The sequence below is a fragment of the Apibacter sp. HY039 genome (assembly GCF_004023655.1).
Lineage (GTDB): Bacteria > Bacteroidota > Bacteroidia > Flavobacteriales > Weeksellaceae > Apibacter > Apibacter raozihei.
The window spans coordinates 118,481-137,509 of the sequence record NZ_SAYM01000008.1 but is presented as its reverse complement, the minus strand read 5'-3'; the positions used below and the strand labels follow the sequence as shown (position 1 = coordinate 137,509).

Annotated in this window: 20 protein-coding genes and 1 riboswitch; of the genes, 5 read left to right on the top strand and 15 right to left on the bottom strand. The window is 32.0% G+C overall.

Features of this window, described 5'->3' with window-relative positions; all coding sequences use genetic code 11:
- The 11 genes from EQ921_RS13625 to EQ921_RS13575 all read right to left on the bottom strand — a co-directional run.
- Positions 1-412, bottom strand: a 412-nt coding sequence (locus EQ921_RS13625; RefSeq protein WP_164875646.1) for a hypothetical protein, incomplete at its 3' end; no start/stop codon positions are given.
- Positions 413-609: 197 nt separating this feature from the next.
- Complete coding sequence (gene creD / locus EQ921_RS13620) at positions 610-1,998, bottom strand: cell envelope integrity protein CreD (protein ID WP_128332049.1); 1,389 nt, start codon at positions 1,996-1,998, stop codon at positions 610-612.
- Between the two features lie 53 nt (positions 1,999-2,051).
- Positions 2,052-2,354, bottom strand: coding sequence for a transcriptional regulator (locus EQ921_RS13615; protein ID WP_128332048.1), 303 nt, complete (start codon positions 2,352-2,354; stop codon positions 2,052-2,054).
- A 32-nt stretch (positions 2,355-2,386) separates the two neighbouring features.
- Positions 2,387-3,043, bottom strand: coding sequence for a hypothetical protein (locus tag EQ921_RS13610; protein ID WP_128332047.1), 657 nt, complete (start codon positions 3,041-3,043; stop codon positions 2,387-2,389).
- Positions 3,044-3,166: 123 nt separating this feature from the next.
- Positions 3,167-3,769 carry a superoxide dismutase gene (locus tag EQ921_RS13605; RefSeq protein WP_128152480.1) on the bottom strand — a complete coding sequence of 201 codons (603 nt, stop codon included), beginning with the start codon at positions 3,767-3,769 and terminating at the stop codon, positions 3,167-3,169.
- A 182-nt stretch (positions 3,770-3,951) separates the two neighbouring features.
- Entirely contained in the window at positions 3,952-6,519 is a 2,568-nt protein-coding gene (locus EQ921_RS13600) for a DNA gyrase/topoisomerase IV subunit A (RefSeq protein WP_128332046.1), read from the bottom strand.
- Between the two features lie 33 nt (positions 6,520-6,552).
- Complete coding sequence (locus EQ921_RS13595) at positions 6,553-7,047, bottom strand: hypothetical protein (RefSeq protein WP_128332045.1); 495 nt, start codon at positions 7,045-7,047, stop codon at positions 6,553-6,555.
- Between the two features lie 65 nt (positions 7,048-7,112).
- Positions 7,113-8,954 carry a DNA topoisomerase IV subunit B gene (locus EQ921_RS13590; RefSeq protein ID WP_128332044.1) on the bottom strand — a complete coding sequence of 614 codons (1,842 nt, stop codon included), beginning with the start codon at positions 8,952-8,954 and terminating at the stop codon, positions 7,113-7,115.
- 109 nt (positions 8,955-9,063) lie between these two features.
- Complete coding sequence (locus EQ921_RS13585) at positions 9,064-9,747, bottom strand: hypothetical protein (protein ID WP_128332043.1); 684 nt, start codon at positions 9,745-9,747, stop codon at positions 9,064-9,066.
- Positions 9,740-10,237, bottom strand: a complete 498-nt coding sequence (locus tag EQ921_RS13580) for an RNA polymerase sigma factor (protein WP_128152475.1) — start codon at positions 10,235-10,237, stop codon at positions 9,740-9,742. Before EQ921_RS13580 ends, EQ921_RS13585 begins: the two co-directional genes overlap by 8 nt.
- Positions 10,238-10,308: 71 nt before the next feature.
- Positions 10,309-11,700: an FAD-binding oxidoreductase gene (locus tag EQ921_RS13575; protein ID WP_128332042.1), complete on the bottom strand. Its 1,392-nt coding sequence runs from the start codon at positions 11,698-11,700 to the stop codon at positions 10,309-10,311.
- A 94-nt stretch (positions 11,701-11,794) separates the two neighbouring features.
- On the opposite strand from EQ921_RS13575, the gene EQ921_RS13570 reads away from it, so the two are divergent.
- Positions 11,795-12,820 (top strand): iron ABC transporter permease, encoded by a 1,026-nt coding sequence (locus tag EQ921_RS13570; protein ID WP_128332041.1) that lies wholly within the window; start codon positions 11,795-11,797, stop codon positions 12,818-12,820.
- Position 12,821: 1 nt separating this feature from the next.
- A complete protein-coding gene (locus tag EQ921_RS13565; protein WP_128332040.1) occupies positions 12,822-13,820 on the top strand; it encodes an ABC transporter ATP-binding protein in 999 nt (332 codons plus the stop codon).
- Here EQ921_RS13565 and EQ921_RS13560 read toward each other — a convergent pair.
- The gene (locus tag EQ921_RS13560) at positions 13,806-14,399 is read right to left on the bottom strand and encodes a hypothetical protein (protein ID WP_128332039.1); all 594 of its coding nucleotides are present in this window, start codon (positions 14,397-14,399) and stop codon (positions 13,806-13,808) included. The two genes, EQ921_RS13565 and EQ921_RS13560, sit on opposite strands and share 15 nt — an antisense overlap.
- On the bottom strand, positions 14,400-15,566 hold the full coding sequence (locus EQ921_RS13555; RefSeq protein WP_128332038.1) for a MalY/PatB family protein: 1,167 nt from the start codon (positions 15,564-15,566) through the stop codon (positions 14,400-14,402).
- A gap of 116 nt (positions 15,567-15,682) precedes the next feature.
- On the opposite strand from EQ921_RS13555, the gene EQ921_RS13550 reads away from it, so the two are divergent.
- Genes EQ921_RS13550 through EQ921_RS13540 form a run of 3 tightly spaced genes read left to right on the top strand, consistent with a single transcriptional unit; the run spans position 15,683 to position 17,794 of the window.
- A complete protein-coding gene (locus tag EQ921_RS13550) occupies positions 15,683-16,264 on the top strand; it encodes a Crp/Fnr family transcriptional regulator (RefSeq protein WP_128332037.1) in 582 nt (193 codons plus the stop codon).
- 46 nt (positions 16,265-16,310) lie between these two features.
- Entirely contained in the window at positions 16,311-17,333 is a 1,023-nt protein-coding gene (locus tag EQ921_RS13545) for an NAD-dependent epimerase/dehydratase family protein (RefSeq protein ID WP_255424500.1), read from the top strand.
- A gap of 44 nt (positions 17,334-17,377) precedes the next feature.
- Positions 17,378-17,794 carry a DUF4359 domain-containing protein gene (locus EQ921_RS13540; RefSeq protein ID WP_128332036.1) on the top strand — a complete coding sequence of 139 codons (417 nt, stop codon included), beginning with the start codon at positions 17,378-17,380 and terminating at the stop codon, positions 17,792-17,794.
- Position 17,795: 1 nt separating this feature from the next.
- Here the strand turns inward: EQ921_RS13540 and EQ921_RS13535 are convergent, their stop codons facing one another.
- Both EQ921_RS13535 and pnuC read right to left on the bottom strand, forming a co-directional pair.
- Positions 17,796-18,044 (bottom strand): GlsB/YeaQ/YmgE family stress response membrane protein, encoded by a 249-nt coding sequence (locus EQ921_RS13535; RefSeq protein ID WP_128152466.1) that lies wholly within the window; start codon positions 18,042-18,044, stop codon positions 17,796-17,798.
- A gap of 37 nt (positions 18,045-18,081) precedes the next feature.
- A complete protein-coding gene (pnuC, locus tag EQ921_RS13530) occupies positions 18,082-18,699 on the bottom strand; it encodes a nicotinamide riboside transporter PnuC (protein ID WP_128332035.1) in 618 nt (205 codons plus the stop codon).
- 48 nt (positions 18,700-18,747) lie between these two features.
- Positions 18,748-18,873, bottom strand: a riboswitch (TPP riboswitch).
- Positions 18,874-19,029 lie beyond the last annotated feature (156 nt).

Genomic DNA, 19,029 nt, shown 5'->3' with positions numbered 1-19,029 from the left:
GAACATCCTGCCCGCCTATCTGGATCGTTGCATATACGATATGGGAGTTCTGCAGCTGGGAGGCTATGTCTCCTCCGTATTTGGCATAGTATTTACCGGCCTCTTCCCTGAGTTCTTTTTCCAGAACCTCGGGAGGAGTGACCGTAAAGTTATTTAAGGGTTTGAATAGTTCACTATCGGGTATATCGGAATATTTCTGGCTAAGGGTGGAAAGTCCCTGCTGTATTTCCGAAGCGGCGGATTGAGCTTGGGAATAAGCCTCTTGGGCTTGTTGGGTGGCTTCGGATAAAGGAGCGGTGGCTTCGGTAAGTTTCTGGTTTACCTTATCGGTGACTCCGCTGGCATCGGCTGCATTTTTGGCCAATTCGGATGCCTTAGGAGCCTGGAAGGAGTTTTTATCCATCTGACTCATAACTAGTAAATTTATTAAAGATTAATTAAAATTAAATCGTATTATGAGGTAAAGTTACTTTATTTTTTTAAAAAATTAATAGTAAATTACATTAATTTAAAATAAGTTTAATCATTAAAACCAAACAATTGATATAGTTAGTAAACAAAAAACCTCCGCTTTCTGCGGAGGTATCGTACTCAAGAGCAATCTTTCGACTAGAGGTTTTTCCAGTCTATTTTTCGCGAAAAATACATTAACAGAGCGAGAATTATAAATAATCCGCAGCTGCCTGCCAGTAAAGCCAGTTCGTCCAGCTGAATAATAATAAAAATATAGGTATAAACCAGTAGTAATACAACAAATACTATCCCGGTAATTCGTAAACTTTTTACAATTCCTTTGATAAACCAGCAAATGAGCAGGGTAGTCGCAAGGGAGGATACGATATAGGAAAGGTTGAAACCTAGATATTCGGATAATGAGAGTAACAATAAATAAAATATGCTTAATGCCAATCCTACAAGCACATACTGAACCGGATGAATTTTCAGTTTGTTAATAATCTCTATAAAAAAGAAGGTTATAAAGGTAAGTCCTATAAAAAGAACAGAATATTTAGCTACCCGATTGGTTTTTCCGTAATCGTTATTGGGCTGTATTATAGTAATTCCAAACTTATTTTTTCCATAATCCGAAAACTGGGTAGTTAAGGTTTCCATTCGTAAGGAAGAAACTTTCCAGTGTAAGTTTCGTAAATTTCCTGTTTCATTTTCACTAGGTGAAGCTTCTCCTGTAAATTTTAAATCTTTGAATGCCGTGGAAATATCTATTTGCATACTTTTGGAGACCGGAATAAAATTTAGCTCTCCTGCCCCATTAAATGTCATAGGCAGAGAAACAGTTACATTCTTTTCCGGATTCCAGTGAACCGGAATTTTAAGTTCTTCCATTTCCTGTGTTTGATAGTGTGGAGTTTCTTTGCTGGTGACTAATTCTTCAATTGAGAATCCTTCCCCGGCCTGAGCTGGAATGGTAGTATTATTTACCCTGAAATTTAAATCTCCTTCCCATCCTTTAGTATCACTAACGCCGAACACCATTTCTGCCTCATTCCAAAGATAATTGTTAGAATCTTTTTGTAAGCTGGCATAATCTGTAGACTCAAAATTTGCTTCAAGAGTCAGCTGTGCTTTATACATGACAATATCATAAAGCCCTCTGTGTTTAGGTAAAGGATTGAGCTTTCCTTTAACCTTTACCTCTTTGGGCGATAGATACCGATAATAAAGGGTAATCCGTCCCAGGGAATCATTTTTTTGATACGGCAACTTTAGATATGGGCCGCATAAAGTTTGATTGCCTCCAAATCTTCGGCTTTCATCTTTTACTATTTTTTCTTTACGCTCTTTTCGTTCCCCTATTAAATTGATAATAAAAGGGGTAGGCAGCAGCATGATAAAAATAAGCAGAACGACGACAGCTCCTTTAAGCATTACCGATTCTGTAATTTTTTTACGTATACTGTTTGAGTTTTCCGAATCCTTTTTTTTAACCGTATCTAACGGTTTTTGATGTTCCTGCAATTGATTTTCCTGATTTTCCATATTTACTATTTATTAAAAGTACTTTGAATCACAAAGTAAAAAATTAAAAAAATTTATTTTAACTGACGTATGATTTTTTCTAACGCTTCCAAATGTTTTTGAAATGCCTGAGATCCTTTTTTAGTAATACTGTAAGTAGTATTTGTTTTTCTTCCGATAAAGCCTTTTTTAACCAAAATATATTCATTATCTTCTAAATTTTTCAAGTGTGAAGCCAGATTTCCGTCTGTAAGCTGCAAAAGATCTTTTAAATCATTAAAAGACAAAAAATCATTGACAGATAATGCACTCATAATACCTACCCGAATCCGGTGATCAAAAATTTTGTTAAGATTATTAATATTGACTGACTCCATAAATGAAAAATGTAAGTTTATGATAAGCTCAATTATTTTCTATCGTATTTATTTCTCATAATAATTCCATATACTATATGCAAAACACCAAATCCAAAAATCCAAATAATCATATTATATCGTAAAAAGTAAAATGAAAGGATACCTAATAATATCTCAAAAAATGCTAGTTTTTTTACTTCATCTAACGTATCTCTAGCAATCATGAGCAAAGATATTCCATAAAAAACCAGCGTGGTAGGCGCAATAAATATAAGCATATTATACCGCATAAAAGCAAGACAAATGAAACCTCCGGTAACTAAAGGAATAGAAAAATTAATTGCCATTCGGCGAAAAACATGGTTAAGAAAGATTACTCCGTCTTTTCGTGCCTTTTTTACAGAAAAGAAAAAACCTCCGGCTAAAGCTACCACAAAGGTAATAATCTCCACCATTAATAATTTAAACCGTAATACTTCTTTTAATGAATAAAAACTTTCCGTTTGATATCCTACTCCATAATAGTGATAATTTAAAGGATTAATATCCGAATGATTAATCAGGTACATGGCAAACAATCCAGAAATAATTCCACAGCTTCCTACCCATATTCCACTCCAACCGCTTAAACTCAAAAAACGGGTGGATTTCTGCATGTAGGATTTAATTTCCTGAATACTTTCTAATGGGGATAATTTTTGGTTCATAATATAAAGCACTTTGAAAAACAAAGTTACAATTAATATTTAAATACACAACTTTTTCTGAAAAAATTTCAAAAAAAACCCCTCTTTCAGAATAAAAGAGGGGTTTCGTATTTATACTATTTCCTATTTATGTTTCTGATACAGTTCAGCTACTTTATCCCAGTTAACTACATTGAAAAAAGCTCCTATATAGTCTGGTCTTTTGTTCTGATAATTTAAGTAGTAAGCATGTTCCCATACGTCTAACCCCAGAATAGGATATCCTGAAACTCCTACATTGGGCATTAAAGGGTTATCCTGATTGGCTGTAGAACCTACAGATAATTTGCCGTCTTTTACCACTAACCAAGCCCATCCTGAACCAAATCTACCTGCTGCAGCCTTTGAAAATTCTTCTTTGAAAGCATCAAATGAACCAAAAGCAGTGTCAATAGCCTGAGCCAATTCTCCTTCCGGTTTTCCTTTTCCGTTAGGTGTAAGCCATTCCCAAAACAAACAATGGTTTAAATATCCACCTCCGTTATTTCTAACCGGTACTTTGTCAAACCCTTTAACAATAACTTCTTCGATCGGTAGATTTTCTAATTCAGTACCTGCGATAGCATTGTTTAAATTCGTGGTGTAAGTAGCATGGTGCTTGGTTAAATGGATTTCCATTGTCTTTGCATCAATGTTAGGCTCTAATGCATTATATTCATAAGGTAGTTTTGGTAATTCAAATGACATATTATTATGTTTTTATAGGTTAAACTTCATTGTTATAAACAAATCTAATTAAATTATACGATACATATTAAAGGTATATATTAGATTATTTGATAAGGGTATTTAAAAATTATATAGCTTAAATCAACTATCGTACCTCAATTGAATTTTTAACCAAAACTTTACCATGCTATATGATTCTATCAGAAGAGATTGATTTGCTCTCCGTCTCCGTCAAAATCATCTTCGGATATAGAATCATTTTCCTCAGGTTCTTCTTCTTCCGGAACTTCTTCTACGACTTTAATACTTTTGATTTTATCTTTTGAGAGCTGGTTTCCCTGAGCTTTTATACCTTTAACCGCGATAAAATCTTCAAGGTTTATTGTTTCGGGTTCTTTATCTTTACCAAAATTGATGTCCGCAATAAGTTTCCAGCCGGTACCCACCCATTCAATAAAAGATCTTGAATTTTCTGAGGTGTAAAATGTTTGAGGATTAAGCGTATCTTCCAGCAAAAATCTTTTGATGTAGTAAATTGACTTTTCGCCATCGTAATAGACACAACATATCGGTTTTTCAGGGTTCCATTTTTCAATCACCAGAAAATCGTCATCAAAATGATTCAGCAGGTCAAAAGTATTTAATTTGGCTATTCCCTGAGAATTAAGTGTTAAAACTTTATCAGTTCCTTTAAATGCTCCCAGATAGGTTCCTCTTCCCTCTACATTTAAACGATGAATAGATTCATCAAACCAGATTTTTCTTGGAGCTAAAGTAGAAACACCGGTTTCTTTAAGCTCTATTTTTTTTACATAATTTTTTGAAACGAGGTTGCCTCGTGAGGCTCTTCCTTTAATGGCGAGTTCAGAAAAATCTATATCAAACTTTAATTTTTTTAATCGCTGGCTAGGTTTTAAATAAATAGTTACTAACTCTGCTTCTCCATTAGGATTGGCAGAAAAATACTGTATTTCAGAACCTTTTTGATCCGAAGCCAGTGCATATTCTTTGTCCCGTGTTATGGAAGTTACCGGGAATCTTTTCATATACCAGGGCCCCAGTTTTCCTTCCCTGTATATCATATTGTAAATGGTTCTGTTGTCATTCTTCTTCCAAACCCCAACATGAATTATATTTTTTCCTACAAATGTTTTGGCATCAGCTTTCGTAACAACCATTGAACCGTCTTGTCTAAAGATAATGATATCATCTATGTCTGAACAATCAAACAGATATTCGTCCTTTTTTAATGAATATCCTATAAATCCTTCTTCTCTGTTGACATAAAATTTTATATTAGCAACAGCTACTTTGGCGGCATCAATCGTATCAAATGTCCTGATTTCCGTTTTACGCTCTTTGCCCTTACCGTACTTCTTTTTAATATTGGTAAAATAATCAATGGCGTATTGAATCAGATGGGCCAGATGATACCTGACCTCTTCTATGCGGCCTTCTAAAGCCTGAATGTTATCTTCTGCTTTTCCTAGGTCAAAACGGGTAATTCTTTTAATCCTTATTTCTGTCAACCGGGTGATATCTTCTTCGGTTACTTCCCTCAGCAAATGTCCGGTAAAAGGTTTTAATCCTTTATCAATGGTAGAAATGACTTCTTCCCAGGATGAAACTTCTTCTATTTTGTGGTAAATTCTGTTTTCAATAAATATCCTTTCTAAAGAAGCAAAGTGCCATTGTTCCTGTAATTCTCCCAATTCTATTTCCAATTCACTTTTTAAAAGAGCTACTGTATGGTTGGTATTTCTTCGTAAAATTTCGGAAACAGTTAAGAATTCAGGCCTGTCAACATCTATAACGCAGGCATTGGGAGAAATTGATACTTCACAGTCTGTAAAGGCATATAAGGCATCAATCATTTTATCAGGAGAAACATCATTGGTGATGTGAATGAGAATTTCTACTTCTGAAGCTGTATTGTCTTCAACTTTCTTTATTTTAATTTTGCCTTTATCATTGGCTTTTATAATACTATCTATTAACGAGCCTGTATTGGTTCCGTAAGGAATTTCGCTAATCTGTAAAACTCCTTTTTCCGGATTTGATATTTTCGCCCGGGCTCTGACTTTCCCTCCCCTTTCACCGTCATTATAATTGGAAATATCTATTAAGCCTCCGGTTTGAAAATCGGGATATAAAGTAAAAGTTTTTCCTTTTAAATGAGCGATGGATGCATCCACCAATTCTAAAAAATTATGGGGTAATATTTTGGTGGATAATCCAACTGCAATACCTTCTACTCCTTGTGAAAGTAAAAGAGGAAATTTTACGGGTAAGTTTTCCGGTTCTTTATTACGCCCGTCATAAGAGGACTGCCAAACCGTGGTTTTAGGGTTATAAACCACTTCAAGTGCAAATGGAGTCAGGCGGGATTCTATATAACGCGCTGCTGCTGCACCATCGCCAGTATATATATTTCCCCAGTTTCCCTGAGTATCAATGAGTAATTCTTTCTGCCCAAGCTGTACTATAGCATCTGTAATAGACGCATCTCCGTGCGGGTGGTATTTCATTGTATTCCCCACGACATTAGCTACTTTGTTGTAACGACCGTCTTCAAGCTCTTTCATGGAGTGCAAAATTCTTCTCTGAACCGGTTTTAAACCATCATAGATAGAGGGAATTGCCCGCTCCAAGATAACATATGATGCGTAATCCAGAAACCAATTCTGATACATACCCGATATTTTCTTTAAGCTTTCTGTGCCTCCCTGTATGGTAGATTCCGCTTTTTCGTTATTTTGTTCTTCCATTTATATATTGAAACTACTCTTTAATTTTAAAGGTTATACGTTTAATGCATCTTGATATTGTGAATTTTCTTTCATTACTTTATCTAAAGATATTTTAAGATTTTTCACCTCTTTTGATGAAAGATAAGAAATGTCAAAAGAAATTTTAGTCATTCCTGATGATACTCTTTTACTAGTAATGTATATTTCAAGCTTTCGTTTGAATAAAAATTTATTAACCACTTTATAGTTGACTAATTTTCTTTTAGGAAAATCAGATTGCGTTTCTTTTACAAGAAAAGAAAAGGGTAAGGCTTTCTGATTTTGAAGAATTAATGTTTCTCCTCCACTATCGTATCTGAAGAAAGAGCACCCCAAATAAGATAAATAAATTAATAATATAAAGCTTACGAAGCAAATAATCTCATCGTTTTTTTCCATGACTTGAATATCCATGTATGAGAAAAAAAAGCTAGTAAAAAAAATAATTAATAAAATAATGTTTACAATAGTAATTTTACTTTTAGTTTGTTTTGTTTGTAATTTCATAGCATAAAGAAATTGATGTCGATCTTTTTTGCTTTATAGTGTATTTGTTCTTAGTAAATGTTGTTTTAAATAGCTTCAACTACCAGATTATTAATGATAAATTCTTGTCTGGTTTGTGTATTTTTACCCATATAAAAATCCAGTAATTCATCTATGGATGTATCTTTGGTAAGCATAACAGGTTCTAGTCTCATGTCTTTACCTATGAAGTTTTTAAATTCATCGGGAGATATTTCACCCAATCCTTTAAATCTGGTTATTTCAGGATTTTTCCCTAGTTCGTTTAATGCTTTCATTCGTTCTTCATCACTGTAACAATAACGGGTTTCTTTTTTATTTCTGACCCTGAATAACGGGGTCTGTAATATATATAAATGACCGTTTTTAATTAAATCCGGAAAGAATTGTAAAAAGAAAGTAATCATTAATAATCGAATGTGCATTCCGTCTACATCAGCATCTGTAGCAATAACAACATTGTTGTATCTTAGATCTTCCAGACTTATTTCTATATTTAATGCTGCCTGAAGCAAATTAAATTCTTCGTTTTCATATACAATTTTCTTGGTAAGTCCGTAACAATTCAAGGGTTTACCTCTTAAACTAAAAACTGCCTGAGTTTCAACATCTCTACTTTTTGTAATAGAACCTGAAGCGGAGTCGCCCTCTGTGATGAAAATAGTTGATTCCTGCTTTCTGAGTGACTTTTGATCGTTATAATGCTGGCGACAATCCCTCAGCTTTTTATTATGTAAACTTACTTTTTTAGCTCGTTCACGGGCTAACTTCTGAATTCCTGAAAGTTCCTTTCTTTCTTTTTCTGAAATTATTATCTTTCTCTGTAGAGCATCTGCTACTTCCTGATTTTTATGTAAAAAATTGTCCAGATGTTTTTTAAGGAAATCATTCATAAAGGTTCGGATCGTAGTTAATCCGGGTCCCATTTCATTACTTCCCAATTTAGTTTTGGTCTGTGATTCAAAAACAGGTTCAATAACTTTAATGGAAATAGCTGCAATTATAGATTTTCTTATATCTGAAGCATCATAATTTTTATTAAAAAATTCACGTATAGTCTTTACGTATGCTTCTTTAAAGGCGGCAAGATGCGTTCCACCCTGAGTTGTATGCTGACCATTTACGAAGGAAAAATACACTTCGGATTGAGATCGTTCACTATGCGATAATGCAATTTCAATATCTTCATCTTTGATATGAATTATAGGGTAGACAACATCTCCTTCTATATTTTCCTGAAGTAAATCCTGAAGACCGTTTTCTGAATAAAACTCTTCTCCGTTAAAATATATTTTTAGTCCGGGGTTTAGATATACATAGTTTTTCAACATTTTATCTATGTACTCCCTTCTGAATTTAAAATTGTTAAAAATAGAGGCATCCGGTTCAAAAGAAATTTCTGTACCTCTGCGTTCTTTAGTATCCGATTCCGGACTTTCTTCAGTTAATATACCCTTAGAAAATTCAGCCACTCTTGTTACTCCGTCTCTAACAGATTTTACTCTAAAAAACGAGGCTAAAGCATTTACTGCCTTGGTACCTACTCCATTTAATCCCACGGATTTTTTAAATGCTCTGGAATCATATTTCCCTCCGGTGTTCATTTTAGATACAGCATCCACCATCTTTCCTAGAGGAATTCCCCTACCATAATCTCTTACTTTCACCCGGGTGTCTTCCAGAGAAATATCTATTCTCTTACCTTCTCCCATAACGTATTCGTCAATGGAATTATCAATAATTTCTTTAAGCAAAATATAGATACCATCATCAGGAGAAGAACCATCCCCTAATTTTCCGATATACATCCCCGGACGGATACGTATATGTTCCTGCCAGTCAAGGGTTTTAATATTTTCTTCTGTATATTGTTGAGATGTTGAAGCCATGTATTATCCTGTGCTACAAAATTACAATATTTTATTGGTTTTTTCAAGTAGGGAATCAAACAAAAAATAAACAAAATGTTTATATAAAAAACCCCTATTTTTATTTTATTTATTCAATTTCACGAAGTTCTTTTAGATTATTTTGTAATTTTCTTAAAAATATTCCATATATGACAGCATAATAGATGAACATGATTATAAAAATTATGATGCAGATTATGATAAACCAAAACGTGTATTCGGGTGAGTTAACAGGCGAATGTATGGTTTGCGTTTCTATATTATCATTCTGAATTACTCCAAAAGTTCTTTTGAGACTATATACAAAATCATAAAATCCGGTAAGAAATAAAGTAAACATTCCTAGTATAATATTAATAACTATAAATCCGGTAACATATCTTCTAAATCTTAAAATACTGTTTATTAATTCTTTAACTGAATTTAAAATATTGATTTGTCTATATGTTTTAACAAAAAAGTAAATGAAAAGAAGAGATATGAGTATATCAAATAATAATAGTTGGCGACTGATCTGTAAATTTCTGGAATAAATTTCCTTAGCTTCCATATCAAGGCTGCCTATCAAATATGTATTATCAATACAGGTAAATATAAGAGATATCATCAGTAGTATAAACTCAATACTACTGATAATAATAATGGATTTCATGTTATTACCTGACTTTTTATTAATCATTTGAAGCAATTGTTCCTTCGAGTAATGATTATCTGAAGCTGGTTGTTCTTTCCAGAATTTTTTTAAATTATCAATATCAATTTCTTTACTCATCTGCACTCATTATTTCTTTTAATTTGTTTTTTGCCCTGTTCATCTTTACTCTCGCGTTTACTTCAGAAATACCTAACGTTTCTGAGATATCTTTGTATGGCAAATCTTCAAGATAAAGAAGCACTAATGCTCTCTCTATATCCGAAAGATGTTTAATTGCTTCATATAGCAAGCCTATTTGTTCTTGTTTATCCGAATATTCCGTGTCTTCAGATAATTTATAGAGAGAATTATCAATTTCCTGAGTATCTACACTGCGAGTTGATTTTCTAAAGAGAGTGATAGCCGTGTTTAGGGATACTCTGTACATCCAGGTAGTAAATTTGGAATTACCTTTAAAGCTTTTATAAGATTTCCATAATTGAAGTAAAATTTCCTGAAATAAATCCTGAGAATCTTCATTATTTGTGGTATATATTCTACATACCTTATGAATGATTCCCTGGTTTTTTTCAATAAGTTCAGAAAATTCAAGTTCAGTTTTATGCACTATTTTTATAAAATTAGATGACTAAAGTAAATATATTAAACTATAAAGAAGCAAATATAGGATGATCTTTGCTAATAATCAATTACTTTTCCGGGATTCATAATATTTTTAGGGTCCAGGGCTTCTTTAATTTTTTTTTGGATATCCAGATTGGATTTTGAAAAAACAATGGGTAGAAATGATTGCTGTATTAATCCGATTCCATGCTCTCCGGATATGGTTCCTCCCAGAGAATATATATACTGAAAAAGTTTAGTAAGCATATCGTTAATCAATGGATTTTGATAAGAATTCTTAAATTCGGGATGATTAAAACGTATATGCAAATTTCCATCACCGGCATGCCCATAACAAACAACCTGAGTGTTATACTCTTTAGCCAATTCTCGAACAAATTTAATTAATTTAGGCATTTCAGAACGTGGAACTACGGTATCTTCTTCTATTGTAAATCCATTTAGTTTTACTATTTCTGCAGCTTTGCGCCTCATCTCCCATAATCTGTTTTTATCAGTTTCATTATCGGCAAAATAAATTTCTTCTGTAGAATACTGTTCAATAGCTGTGATTGTCTTCTCTATCAATGGCATTAGTTCTTCCTGAGTAGTCCCATCATAACAGATTAATAAATGTGCTTCTACGTTGTTTTGTAAAGGGATGGAGTTGTCTTTCAGAAATATTTTCACCTGCTCTAGTGCATTTCTTTCCATCAATTCTATAGAACAGGGTTGTAAACCTGCTTTAAAAACATCTGCAACTGCTTTAGCACAATCATCCAATGAATGAAAAGGTATTAACAAGGTAATATCAGTTTTAGGTTTAGATAATATTTTAACCACCGCTTTTGTTACTATACCTAAAGTCCCTTCACTACCTATGAATAGTTGAGTCAGATTGTAACCGGTAGAATTTTTTAAAGTATTTGCTCCCGTCCATATAATTTCGCCATTAGGCAAGACCACTTCAAGATTTAAAACTGATGCTGAAGTTACTCCGTACTTTACAGCTTTTAATCCCCCTGCATTGGTAGCAATATTTCCTCCGATAAAAGAACTTCCCCAACTGGAGGGATCCGGACCGTAAAATAATCCGTAAGGTTCCAATGCTTTCTGTAAATCCAGATTTATTACTCCTGCTTCTACTGTTGCCTGAAAATTTAATGTATCTATAGAAATAATATTGTTTAACCTTTCTAAGGATAGTATTACGGCTTTATTGATGGGTAATGCTCCTCCCATTTGACCGGTTCCTGCCGATCTGGGCACAATGGAAAGGTTATGATGATTACAATATTGAACAATTTTTGATATTTCTTGTGAACTAGCCGGTTTTAAGACTACTGAGGGTAAATATTTGAGATTTTCCGTATGATCATAGGAGTAATTTTCTAATGTATCGGTATCTTCATAACAAAACTGCTCTCCTATAATTTGTTTAAAATATTTAATATGTTCTGATATCATTGTCTGTAATTCAGTAGTTATTTGCTGTCTAATTTGTTAACTTACAATTTACTTGTAAACTATTATTTGGGGCAAATGTAAATATTAATATCAAATGTATAGAATTATTATCTTTGTTGCTATGTTTTCTAAGAAGTTTATATTGCTATTAAGTGCATTAGGTCTTTTATGCCTTTTTCTTTTTTTTGCTAATCTGTTGAGCGGTTTTGAAAATATAAAATTTTATGATTTATTTTATACTTCTGAAGAAACGAAAAAATTAATCGTTACTTATCGTTTATATAAAACTTTAGCGGTATTTTTTGCTGGAATTTCACTTCCTGTCAGCGGATTTTTATTACAAGAGTTTTTTAAAAATCCCCTAGCAGAACCCTCTATATTGGGTATATCTTCCGGCTCGGCTTTATCAGTAGCATTCATTATTTTTTCAGGAGTACCTGCCCTGTTATTTAATTTTGAGTGGCTCAGTGGCTGGATACTAATTTTAAGTTCTCTCGTAGGTTCTGTTTCTGTGTCTCTACTTTTACTATTTATTGCGAAAAATATGAGGGATACTTCTACTTTTATAATTGTTGGTTTTCTCATTTCTGCTTTTTGCGGATCTGTAATTGGAGCATTACAATTTTATTCCGAATCGGAAGCGTTAAAACAATATGTTGTATGGTCTTTCGGATCGTTTGAAGGATTAAGCAAAGTACAAATTATCGTTTACGGTTTTTGTACCTGTTTGGGTCTGCTACCTGCTTTTTTATCAATAAAAAATTTAACCGGTTTTCTATTAGGGAACAACTATGCTCGTATACTAGGTATAAATATGACTATTTTAAAGTTATTAATTATTACTTCAATCTGTCTTTTAACCGGTAGTACTACTGCCATGCTGGGACCTATTGTATTTATAGGCATTATAATTCCTCATTTTTGCAGACTGTTATGGAATCCGGCAGCTTTATGGGAACAAATGATACTAAACATTTTGTGCGGAACGGGATTTATGCTGCTAATCAGTTTAATTATCGTTCAAACACAATTACCCGTTAATATATTGTCCTCATTAATTGGAATTCCTACTATACTGTTTATGATTGTTAAAAATAAATTCAAAACTTATTCATTTTAGTATGAACACTCCTGCAATACTGGAAATAAATAATTTATCCATAGGTTATAAAAAAGCTATACTCAAAGATATTAATGCTACAGCAAACCCTGGAGAAGTCATTCTGCTTACCGGAAAAAACGGTTCAGGTAAAACTACTTTATTAAAAACCATATATAAGGAACTTATATGTATGGGTGGGAACATAAAAATTATGGGGCAGAACAGTTATCATATTTCTTCCGGAAATTTAAGTAAATTAATATCTGTGGTCCTTTCCCAAAATTCGATTAGTCCTTCGCTACGTCTGTTTGATTTGATTAGCCTCGGACGATTTCCTTATAAAAAATGGTATCAAAAACTCACCCGAAAGGAAACAGAAACTATTTACTCTATTATAGATTTGTTTGAACTGACTCCTTATACTACTAATTACGCTTGCGAACTTTCAGATGGAAACCTTCAGAAAGCTATGATAGCCCGAGCAATAATTCAGGATTGTCCTTTATTAATTCTTGATGAACCTACTTCTCATCTGGATATTGCTAATAAATTGAAAGTTATAAAATTAATCAGAGAATATGCTAAAGATAAACGAAAAGCCGTTGTCTTTACTTCGCATGATTTATCACTGGGACTTTCCATATCCGATAAACTTTGGCTCATCAAAGATCAGCAATGGATTTCCGGTTGCACGGAAGACGTTGCTTTTAATGAAAATGTTCTTGATTATTTTGTTTCGTCTGATATGAAATTTAATTATCAAAACCAGGAGTATGAAATAAATAAACCTGAAAATCATCTAACTGTTCGACTTGAGGGTAATTGTAATTCAATCTATTGGTTAAAAAAAGCCTTAGTTAGAAATGGATTTACTATTCATGAATCTTCGGAAATTATTATCTCAGAATTAAATTCTAACTATATCATTCATTTTAAAACAGAAAATTTAACTTTCCCCAGTATTGAAAAAGTTATTTTGTATCTCCGCAACCACTTAAAAAAATTATTCGATTCCTAAATCTTCTACAATCTTATAATGCAGTTCAATTTTGCTTACCGGAATTCCAGTACAATCACTAACTATCATACAAACGATTCTTTCTGCTTCGTAACGAGAATGCAGATGATTGGGATTCAGTAATTTTTTATAGTTTACAGATATTAAAAAATGTATGTATTGAGCTAAAGTATAGCTGCGTAATTGCTTATTTCTTTTAAAAATTTTAATTATTAACCCTTGATATGCACCTTCTTCTCTAGGAAGATTATATTTTAGTTTTATCGGAGGGGGAAGTAAATCTAATTGTTTTTTAATTAATTTTTCATAAAATTTTAAATCTCCTTGAGGAATAAGTTCAGTGAGTTCTGTATTAACACAAATAATTTTCTCATTTACTCCATTATTCACAAAAAGTTCTTTCAATTTAAAATATAAAACACGAAAAATATCTGTAGTAGAAATCTCTATCTTTTTTTTCATGTATATTAAATCGGCAATATCTCCTACAGTATAAGTACGTACCGCCTCTTCATCTGTAATCACTACATCAAAACAATTTTCAATCTGTACAATTATTTCAATTGTATCCAAGCCCATTTAAACAGATTCTTTCAATTGTTGAAGAGCTTTTTCCAATACCGATTGAGGGCATCCTATGTTTAATCTCATAAAACCTTTTCCCTCCTTACCAAACATAGCTCCATCATTAAGTGCCAAATGTGCTTCATTTATAAATAATGATGTAAGTTGAGCCTGAGTTAAATTTAAATCGCGGCAATCCAACCAAAGCAAAAATGAGGCTTCAGGAATTATTGCTTTTATCTGAGGAATATTCTTTTTTAAATATTCATCTACAAATTTTATATTTTTTTCCAGATATGCCTTTAGTTCTATCATCCAATCTTCACCTTTTTCGTAAGCTGCCTGTAAAGCTAAATATGCAAATATAGTCCCATCATTTAGTTCACTACTTATTAAATATTTATGATACTTTTCCCTAAGTTGTTTATTTTTAATGATAGAATAGGATGTCACTATTCCTGCTATATTAAATGTTTTTGAAGGAGCATTAAGTGTAATGCTGTTTTGGGCAGCTTCTTCGGATACGGATGCAAACGGTATATGCTTTTTACCATATAAAACCAAATCTGAATGTATTTCATCTGATATAACAAGGACTTTATGTTTGTAACAAATTTCAGCTAATCTAGTAAGTTCTTCTTTACTCCATACTCTGCCTCCCGGATTATGAGGGTTGGATAAAATTAAAATTTTTGTTTTATGTGTAATTAATTTTTCAAGTCCGTCGATGTCCATCTGATACTGTTCTCCATTAAAAATTAATGGATTATTAATGACTTCTCTGTCATGTAAAGATGATATAATTCTGAAAGGGTGATAAACCGGAGGCTGTATAATAATTTGATCATCTTTTTCTGAAAAAACTTCTAAAACAAAAGCAATTCCTTTAACTACACCGGGAATGTAACTGATTTCTTCTTTTTTAACCTCCCACTGATGCTGCTTTTTCTGCCAGTTAATTATAGACTGATAGTAGTCGGAAGAAGCATAAGAGTATCCAAAAACCCCCTCTTCTACTCTTTGGGCTAGTGCTTGCGTAATTTCCGGAGGAGATAAAAAATCCATATCAGCAACCCACAAAGGAAGCAAATCATCTCTTCCAAATCTATCTTTTAAAACGCCATATTTTAATGAATCTGAATTTTTTCTGTTTATGATTTGATCAAAATTATATTTCCCCATTTTTTTATCGTTTACACAAAAATATAAGTTTTTACCTAATTATAGTGAATTTTTATCTATTTTGAAAGTTAAATATTTTATTATACTTTTAAATTACTTTAAAAAATATAAAATAAATGTATCAAAAATTATTTACTGATATTTCAAAAATTAAACAACTTTCAGAGAGAGATTATAATATAGGTAAACAGTTATTTGAGCCCGTATTTTATAATAAAAAGACTGTAATTGAAGAAAGTAATTATATTCCCAAATATTTATATTATATCAACTCTGGTTACTTACGGTTGTTTTATTATGATAGTAATGGAAATGATATTACGCAACATATAAATTGCCCTACCGATTTTTTCTGTTCTTTTTCAGATTTTCTAAATCAACATCCATCATTTGCTTCAATTGAATGTCTCACAGACTGTAAACTTCTCCGTATTTCAAGAATAGACTATAAAAATTTAACCGAGCAAAGTATTTTGTGGAAAAATTATGCATTGTTAGTTTTACAGGAATCTATGTCATTTCATGAAAAAAGAATTATAGAAATGACTTCTATGAATGCGCAATCCAGATATTTACAATTATTAGAGAATCAACCTGATATATTTGAACATGTTCCTTTGCAATGTATTGCATCATATTTAGGAATTAAACCCGGTAGTTTAAGTAGAATTCGTAAAAATCTGCTTAACAATTGTTAATTGCATTTTTTTTAATTGTTCAGAATTTTGTTTTTGTAAAATTAATATGAAAAAAATGAAAAATGAATTTATTCTGGTTACGGGGGCTAATGGACATCTAGGGTATAATCTTGTAACACTTCTTGTAAATAAAGGATATCGAGTACGTGCTTCAATCCGTAAGCCTGAATTTAAAAAACTTCTTGAAAATACCGGTTGCGAAGTTGTTATTGCTGATATAACTGACCAAGAGGCGATGCGCAAAGCGATGAAGGGTATAACAATTGTTTTTGCAGTTGCTTCCGTCTTTAAGCTCTGGGCTAAAAATCCTAAAAGTGAAATTTATGATGTAAATATGAATGGATGTAAAGTAACATTGGAAACTGCTGCTGAAAATGGTGTGAAACGGATAATTTATGTAAGTTCTATTGCCAGTTTAAACTATTCTTCTTATCCTATCAATGAAAAATCGGGATATAACACAGATCGAAGAGATATGTATTACAATTCTAAAAACGATAGCGAACAGTTAGCTTTCAAATTAGCTGAAAAATATAATATTGAACTTATTGCTGTTTTGCCTAGTGCTATGATTGGAAGTGAAATTATTGACCGATTGAGTAATTCTAATGAAATATTAAAAAATATAATTAAAAATAAACTTCCAATTGAAACTCACATCAACATTAACTGGATAGATGTAAAAGATGTAGCAGAAGGTTGTTATCTTGCTGCAATTAATGGTAAAAATGGCGAGAGATATATAATTGCCAATGAAAAAGGAATGTCTATTACTGATACTATAAAAATTGCAAACTTGGTTCTACCTCAACTCAATATTAGTAAGCCTATAAAAATATCTAAATGGATCCTTTATTTGTTAGGTTATAGCCTGGGTATTATTTCAAAAATAACAAAAAAGGCCCCGGCTATCACAGAGAAGGAAATTTCTATGTTTTACGGATTGGTACAGGATTTTGATATATCTAAAGCAAGAACTGAATTAAAGTTTTCCCCCACATCTCCTGAACTTACCTTAAAAAATGCTTTTGAATATATGTGGAGGTATAAATCTAAACTTCTTAATTAATGTTAATTTGAAAGTATTTATATTTGCCTAAATACTTTTGGCTTATGAAATTCAGATATATATTTTTAATCTTACTATTAGTTATCACTAGTGCTTTATATTTTACTAATCCTGATGAAGCCAGTTGTCGAGATTTTATTAAAAACAAAGTTATAACCATATTTGATGAAAAATTAAATCAGGAACTTGATAAGATAGAAGATCCTAATGTCAAATTGTTCGGAAAATTAAGTAAAAATTTCATTCCGGTTGTTCAGGATCGTCTTGTAGATGAAATAATTGATAAAAGATTTGAAAGAAAAAATTTCTTTTTATTTTCTACCTTAAGAGTTTTATATCAAAATCAATGGCAAACCGTTGGTTTTGGTATATTTAATAAAGTATACCTGTTTCCTCAAGTTGAAGATGAACTTCAAAAACTGGATTTTAAAGATGAAGCTTTAAAATATTTTAATAACTAAATTATCTTCTTTTAAATAAAGAAACAATACAAAGTAAACAAATAGCACCAACGGTAGAAGTTGTAAGAACTCCTATTTTACTACCGTGGCTCACCGATATATTTAATAAACTGAATATCCAACCTCCCAAGACACTTCCTATAACTCCTACCAATAAATTTATAAGACAGCCAAACCCCCTACCACGTATCAACACACCTGCTAAAAAGCCAGCCAGTATTCCGATAATTATTGACCAAATCCAATTCATATTTTACATTTATATTACACTACAAATATAATTTTTTTTAATCAGCTGTCCTTTTTTCAATGAGTTTTTTCCACTCAACATAACCAAAAACAGCAATAATGAATAAAAACAAAGTTAATGCAGAATATAATATTAATCCTTTGTGTATCAATAAAGGAATTGCAATTAGGTTACTTACATTTAAAAATATCCAGTTTTCAATTTTACGTTTAGCCAATAGCCACATACCGGACCAGGCAAATGCACTTACTAAGGAATCAAAAAAAGGAACATCTGAATTAGTAAAAAAAAGTAATAAGATATAAAGTATTGCCCATGCGCTAATAACTATGGCAAAGGCTTTTTTCCATTCTAAAGAAGATGAATATTCAACGGTTAGTCTTTGTCCCTTTTTTTCAGACCAAAGAACCCAACCATAAATACTCATAAAAAAATAATAGGTCTGCAAAAACATTTCAGCATACAAACCTGCGTGAAAAAATAAATACGCTGTAATAATAATACTGGTGATCCCGCACGGATAAAGCCAAACCTTATTTTTCTTAGCAAACAATACCTCAGCTACTCCGAAAGATACGCCTATACCTTCCCATATAGAAATTTGATGAATTTGTTCTTTTATACCAATTCCCCAATGGTTTATTAATTCTAACATATTTAATCTATATAGTTTACACTTTATCTAATAAAGGGAACGGAAACAAAATACAGTAGTATATTTTCCCTACGCCGGCATTATCCGTACAGGTTCTATGGGTATAATCTCAGCCATTTTTCAAGAAAAAAAGATTATTTTTATCTTGATGTTTAAGCACCCCCTTTATTATTTTATAAATTCAAAGATAATAATAATTTTACTTAAAAAACATTTCTTATTTTTATACATAATTTAAAAATAAATGTTTTTACTATCAATATGTTTAATAATATACAGTAACATGGCAAAAAGTTTGATAGTAAGTATGACTGATACTATAATTTAACT

What these genes read in the sequence shown, in the direction of transcription:
- EQ921_RS13610 (WP_128332047.1), bottom strand. Translation starts at nt 3,043, where the DNA reads ATGAACCAAAAATTATCCCCATTAGAAAGTATTCAGGAAATTAAATCC.
- EQ921_RS13615 (WP_128332048.1), bottom strand. Translation starts at nt 2,354, where the DNA reads ATGGAGTCAGTCAATATTAATAATCTTAACAAAATTTTTGATCACCGG.
- EQ921_RS13570 (WP_128332041.1), top strand. Translation starts at nt 11,795, where the DNA reads ATGTATAGAATTATTATCTTTGTTGCTATGTTTTCTAAGAAGTTTATA.
- EQ921_RS13565 (WP_128332040.1), top strand. Translation starts at nt 12,822, where the DNA reads ATGAACACTCCTGCAATACTGGAAATAAATAATTTATCCATAGGTTAT.
- EQ921_RS13550 (WP_128332037.1), top strand. Translation starts at nt 15,683, where the DNA reads ATGTATCAAAAATTATTTACTGATATTTCAAAAATTAAACAACTTTCA.
- pnuC (WP_128332035.1), bottom strand. Translation starts at nt 18,699, where the DNA reads ATGTTAGAATTAATAAACCATTGGGGAATTGGTATAAAAGAACAAATT.
- EQ921_RS13605 (WP_128152480.1), bottom strand. Translation starts at nt 3,769, where the DNA reads ATGTCATTTGAATTACCAAAACTACCTTATGAATATAATGCATTAGAG.
- EQ921_RS13590 (WP_128332044.1), bottom strand. Translation starts at nt 8,954, where the DNA reads ATGGCTTCAACATCTCAACAATATACAGAAGAAAATATTAAAACCCTT.
- EQ921_RS13540 (WP_128332036.1), top strand. Translation starts at nt 17,378, where the DNA reads ATGAAATTCAGATATATATTTTTAATCTTACTATTAGTTATCACTAGT.
- EQ921_RS13560 (WP_128332039.1), bottom strand. Translation starts at nt 14,399, where the DNA reads ATGGGCTTGGATACAATTGAAATAATTGTACAGATTGAAAATTGTTTT.
- EQ921_RS13595 (WP_128332045.1), bottom strand. Translation starts at nt 7,047, where the DNA reads ATGAAATTACAAACAAAACAAACTAAAAGTAAAATTACTATTGTAAAC.
- creD (WP_128332049.1), bottom strand. Translation starts at nt 1,998, where the DNA reads ATGGAAAATCAGGAAAATCAATTGCAGGAACATCAAAAACCGTTAGAT.
- EQ921_RS13545 (WP_255424500.1), top strand. Translation starts at nt 16,311, where the DNA reads ATGAAAAAAATGAAAAATGAATTTATTCTGGTTACGGGGGCTAATGGA.
- EQ921_RS13535 (WP_128152466.1), bottom strand. Translation starts at nt 18,044, where the DNA reads ATGAATTGGATTTGGTCAATAATTATCGGAATACTGGCTGGCTTTTTA.
- EQ921_RS13575 (WP_128332042.1), bottom strand. Translation starts at nt 11,700, where the DNA reads ATGATATCAGAACATATTAAATATTTTAAACAAATTATAGGAGAGCAG.
- EQ921_RS13585 (WP_128332043.1), bottom strand. Translation starts at nt 9,747, where the DNA reads ATGAGTAAAGAAATTGATATTGATAATTTAAAAAAATTCTGGAAAGAA.
- EQ921_RS13555 (WP_128332038.1), bottom strand. Translation starts at nt 15,566, where the DNA reads ATGGGGAAATATAATTTTGATCAAATCATAAACAGAAAAAATTCAGAT.
- EQ921_RS13600 (WP_128332046.1), bottom strand. Translation starts at nt 6,519, where the DNA reads ATGGAAGAACAAAATAACGAAAAAGCGGAATCTACCATACAGGGAGGC.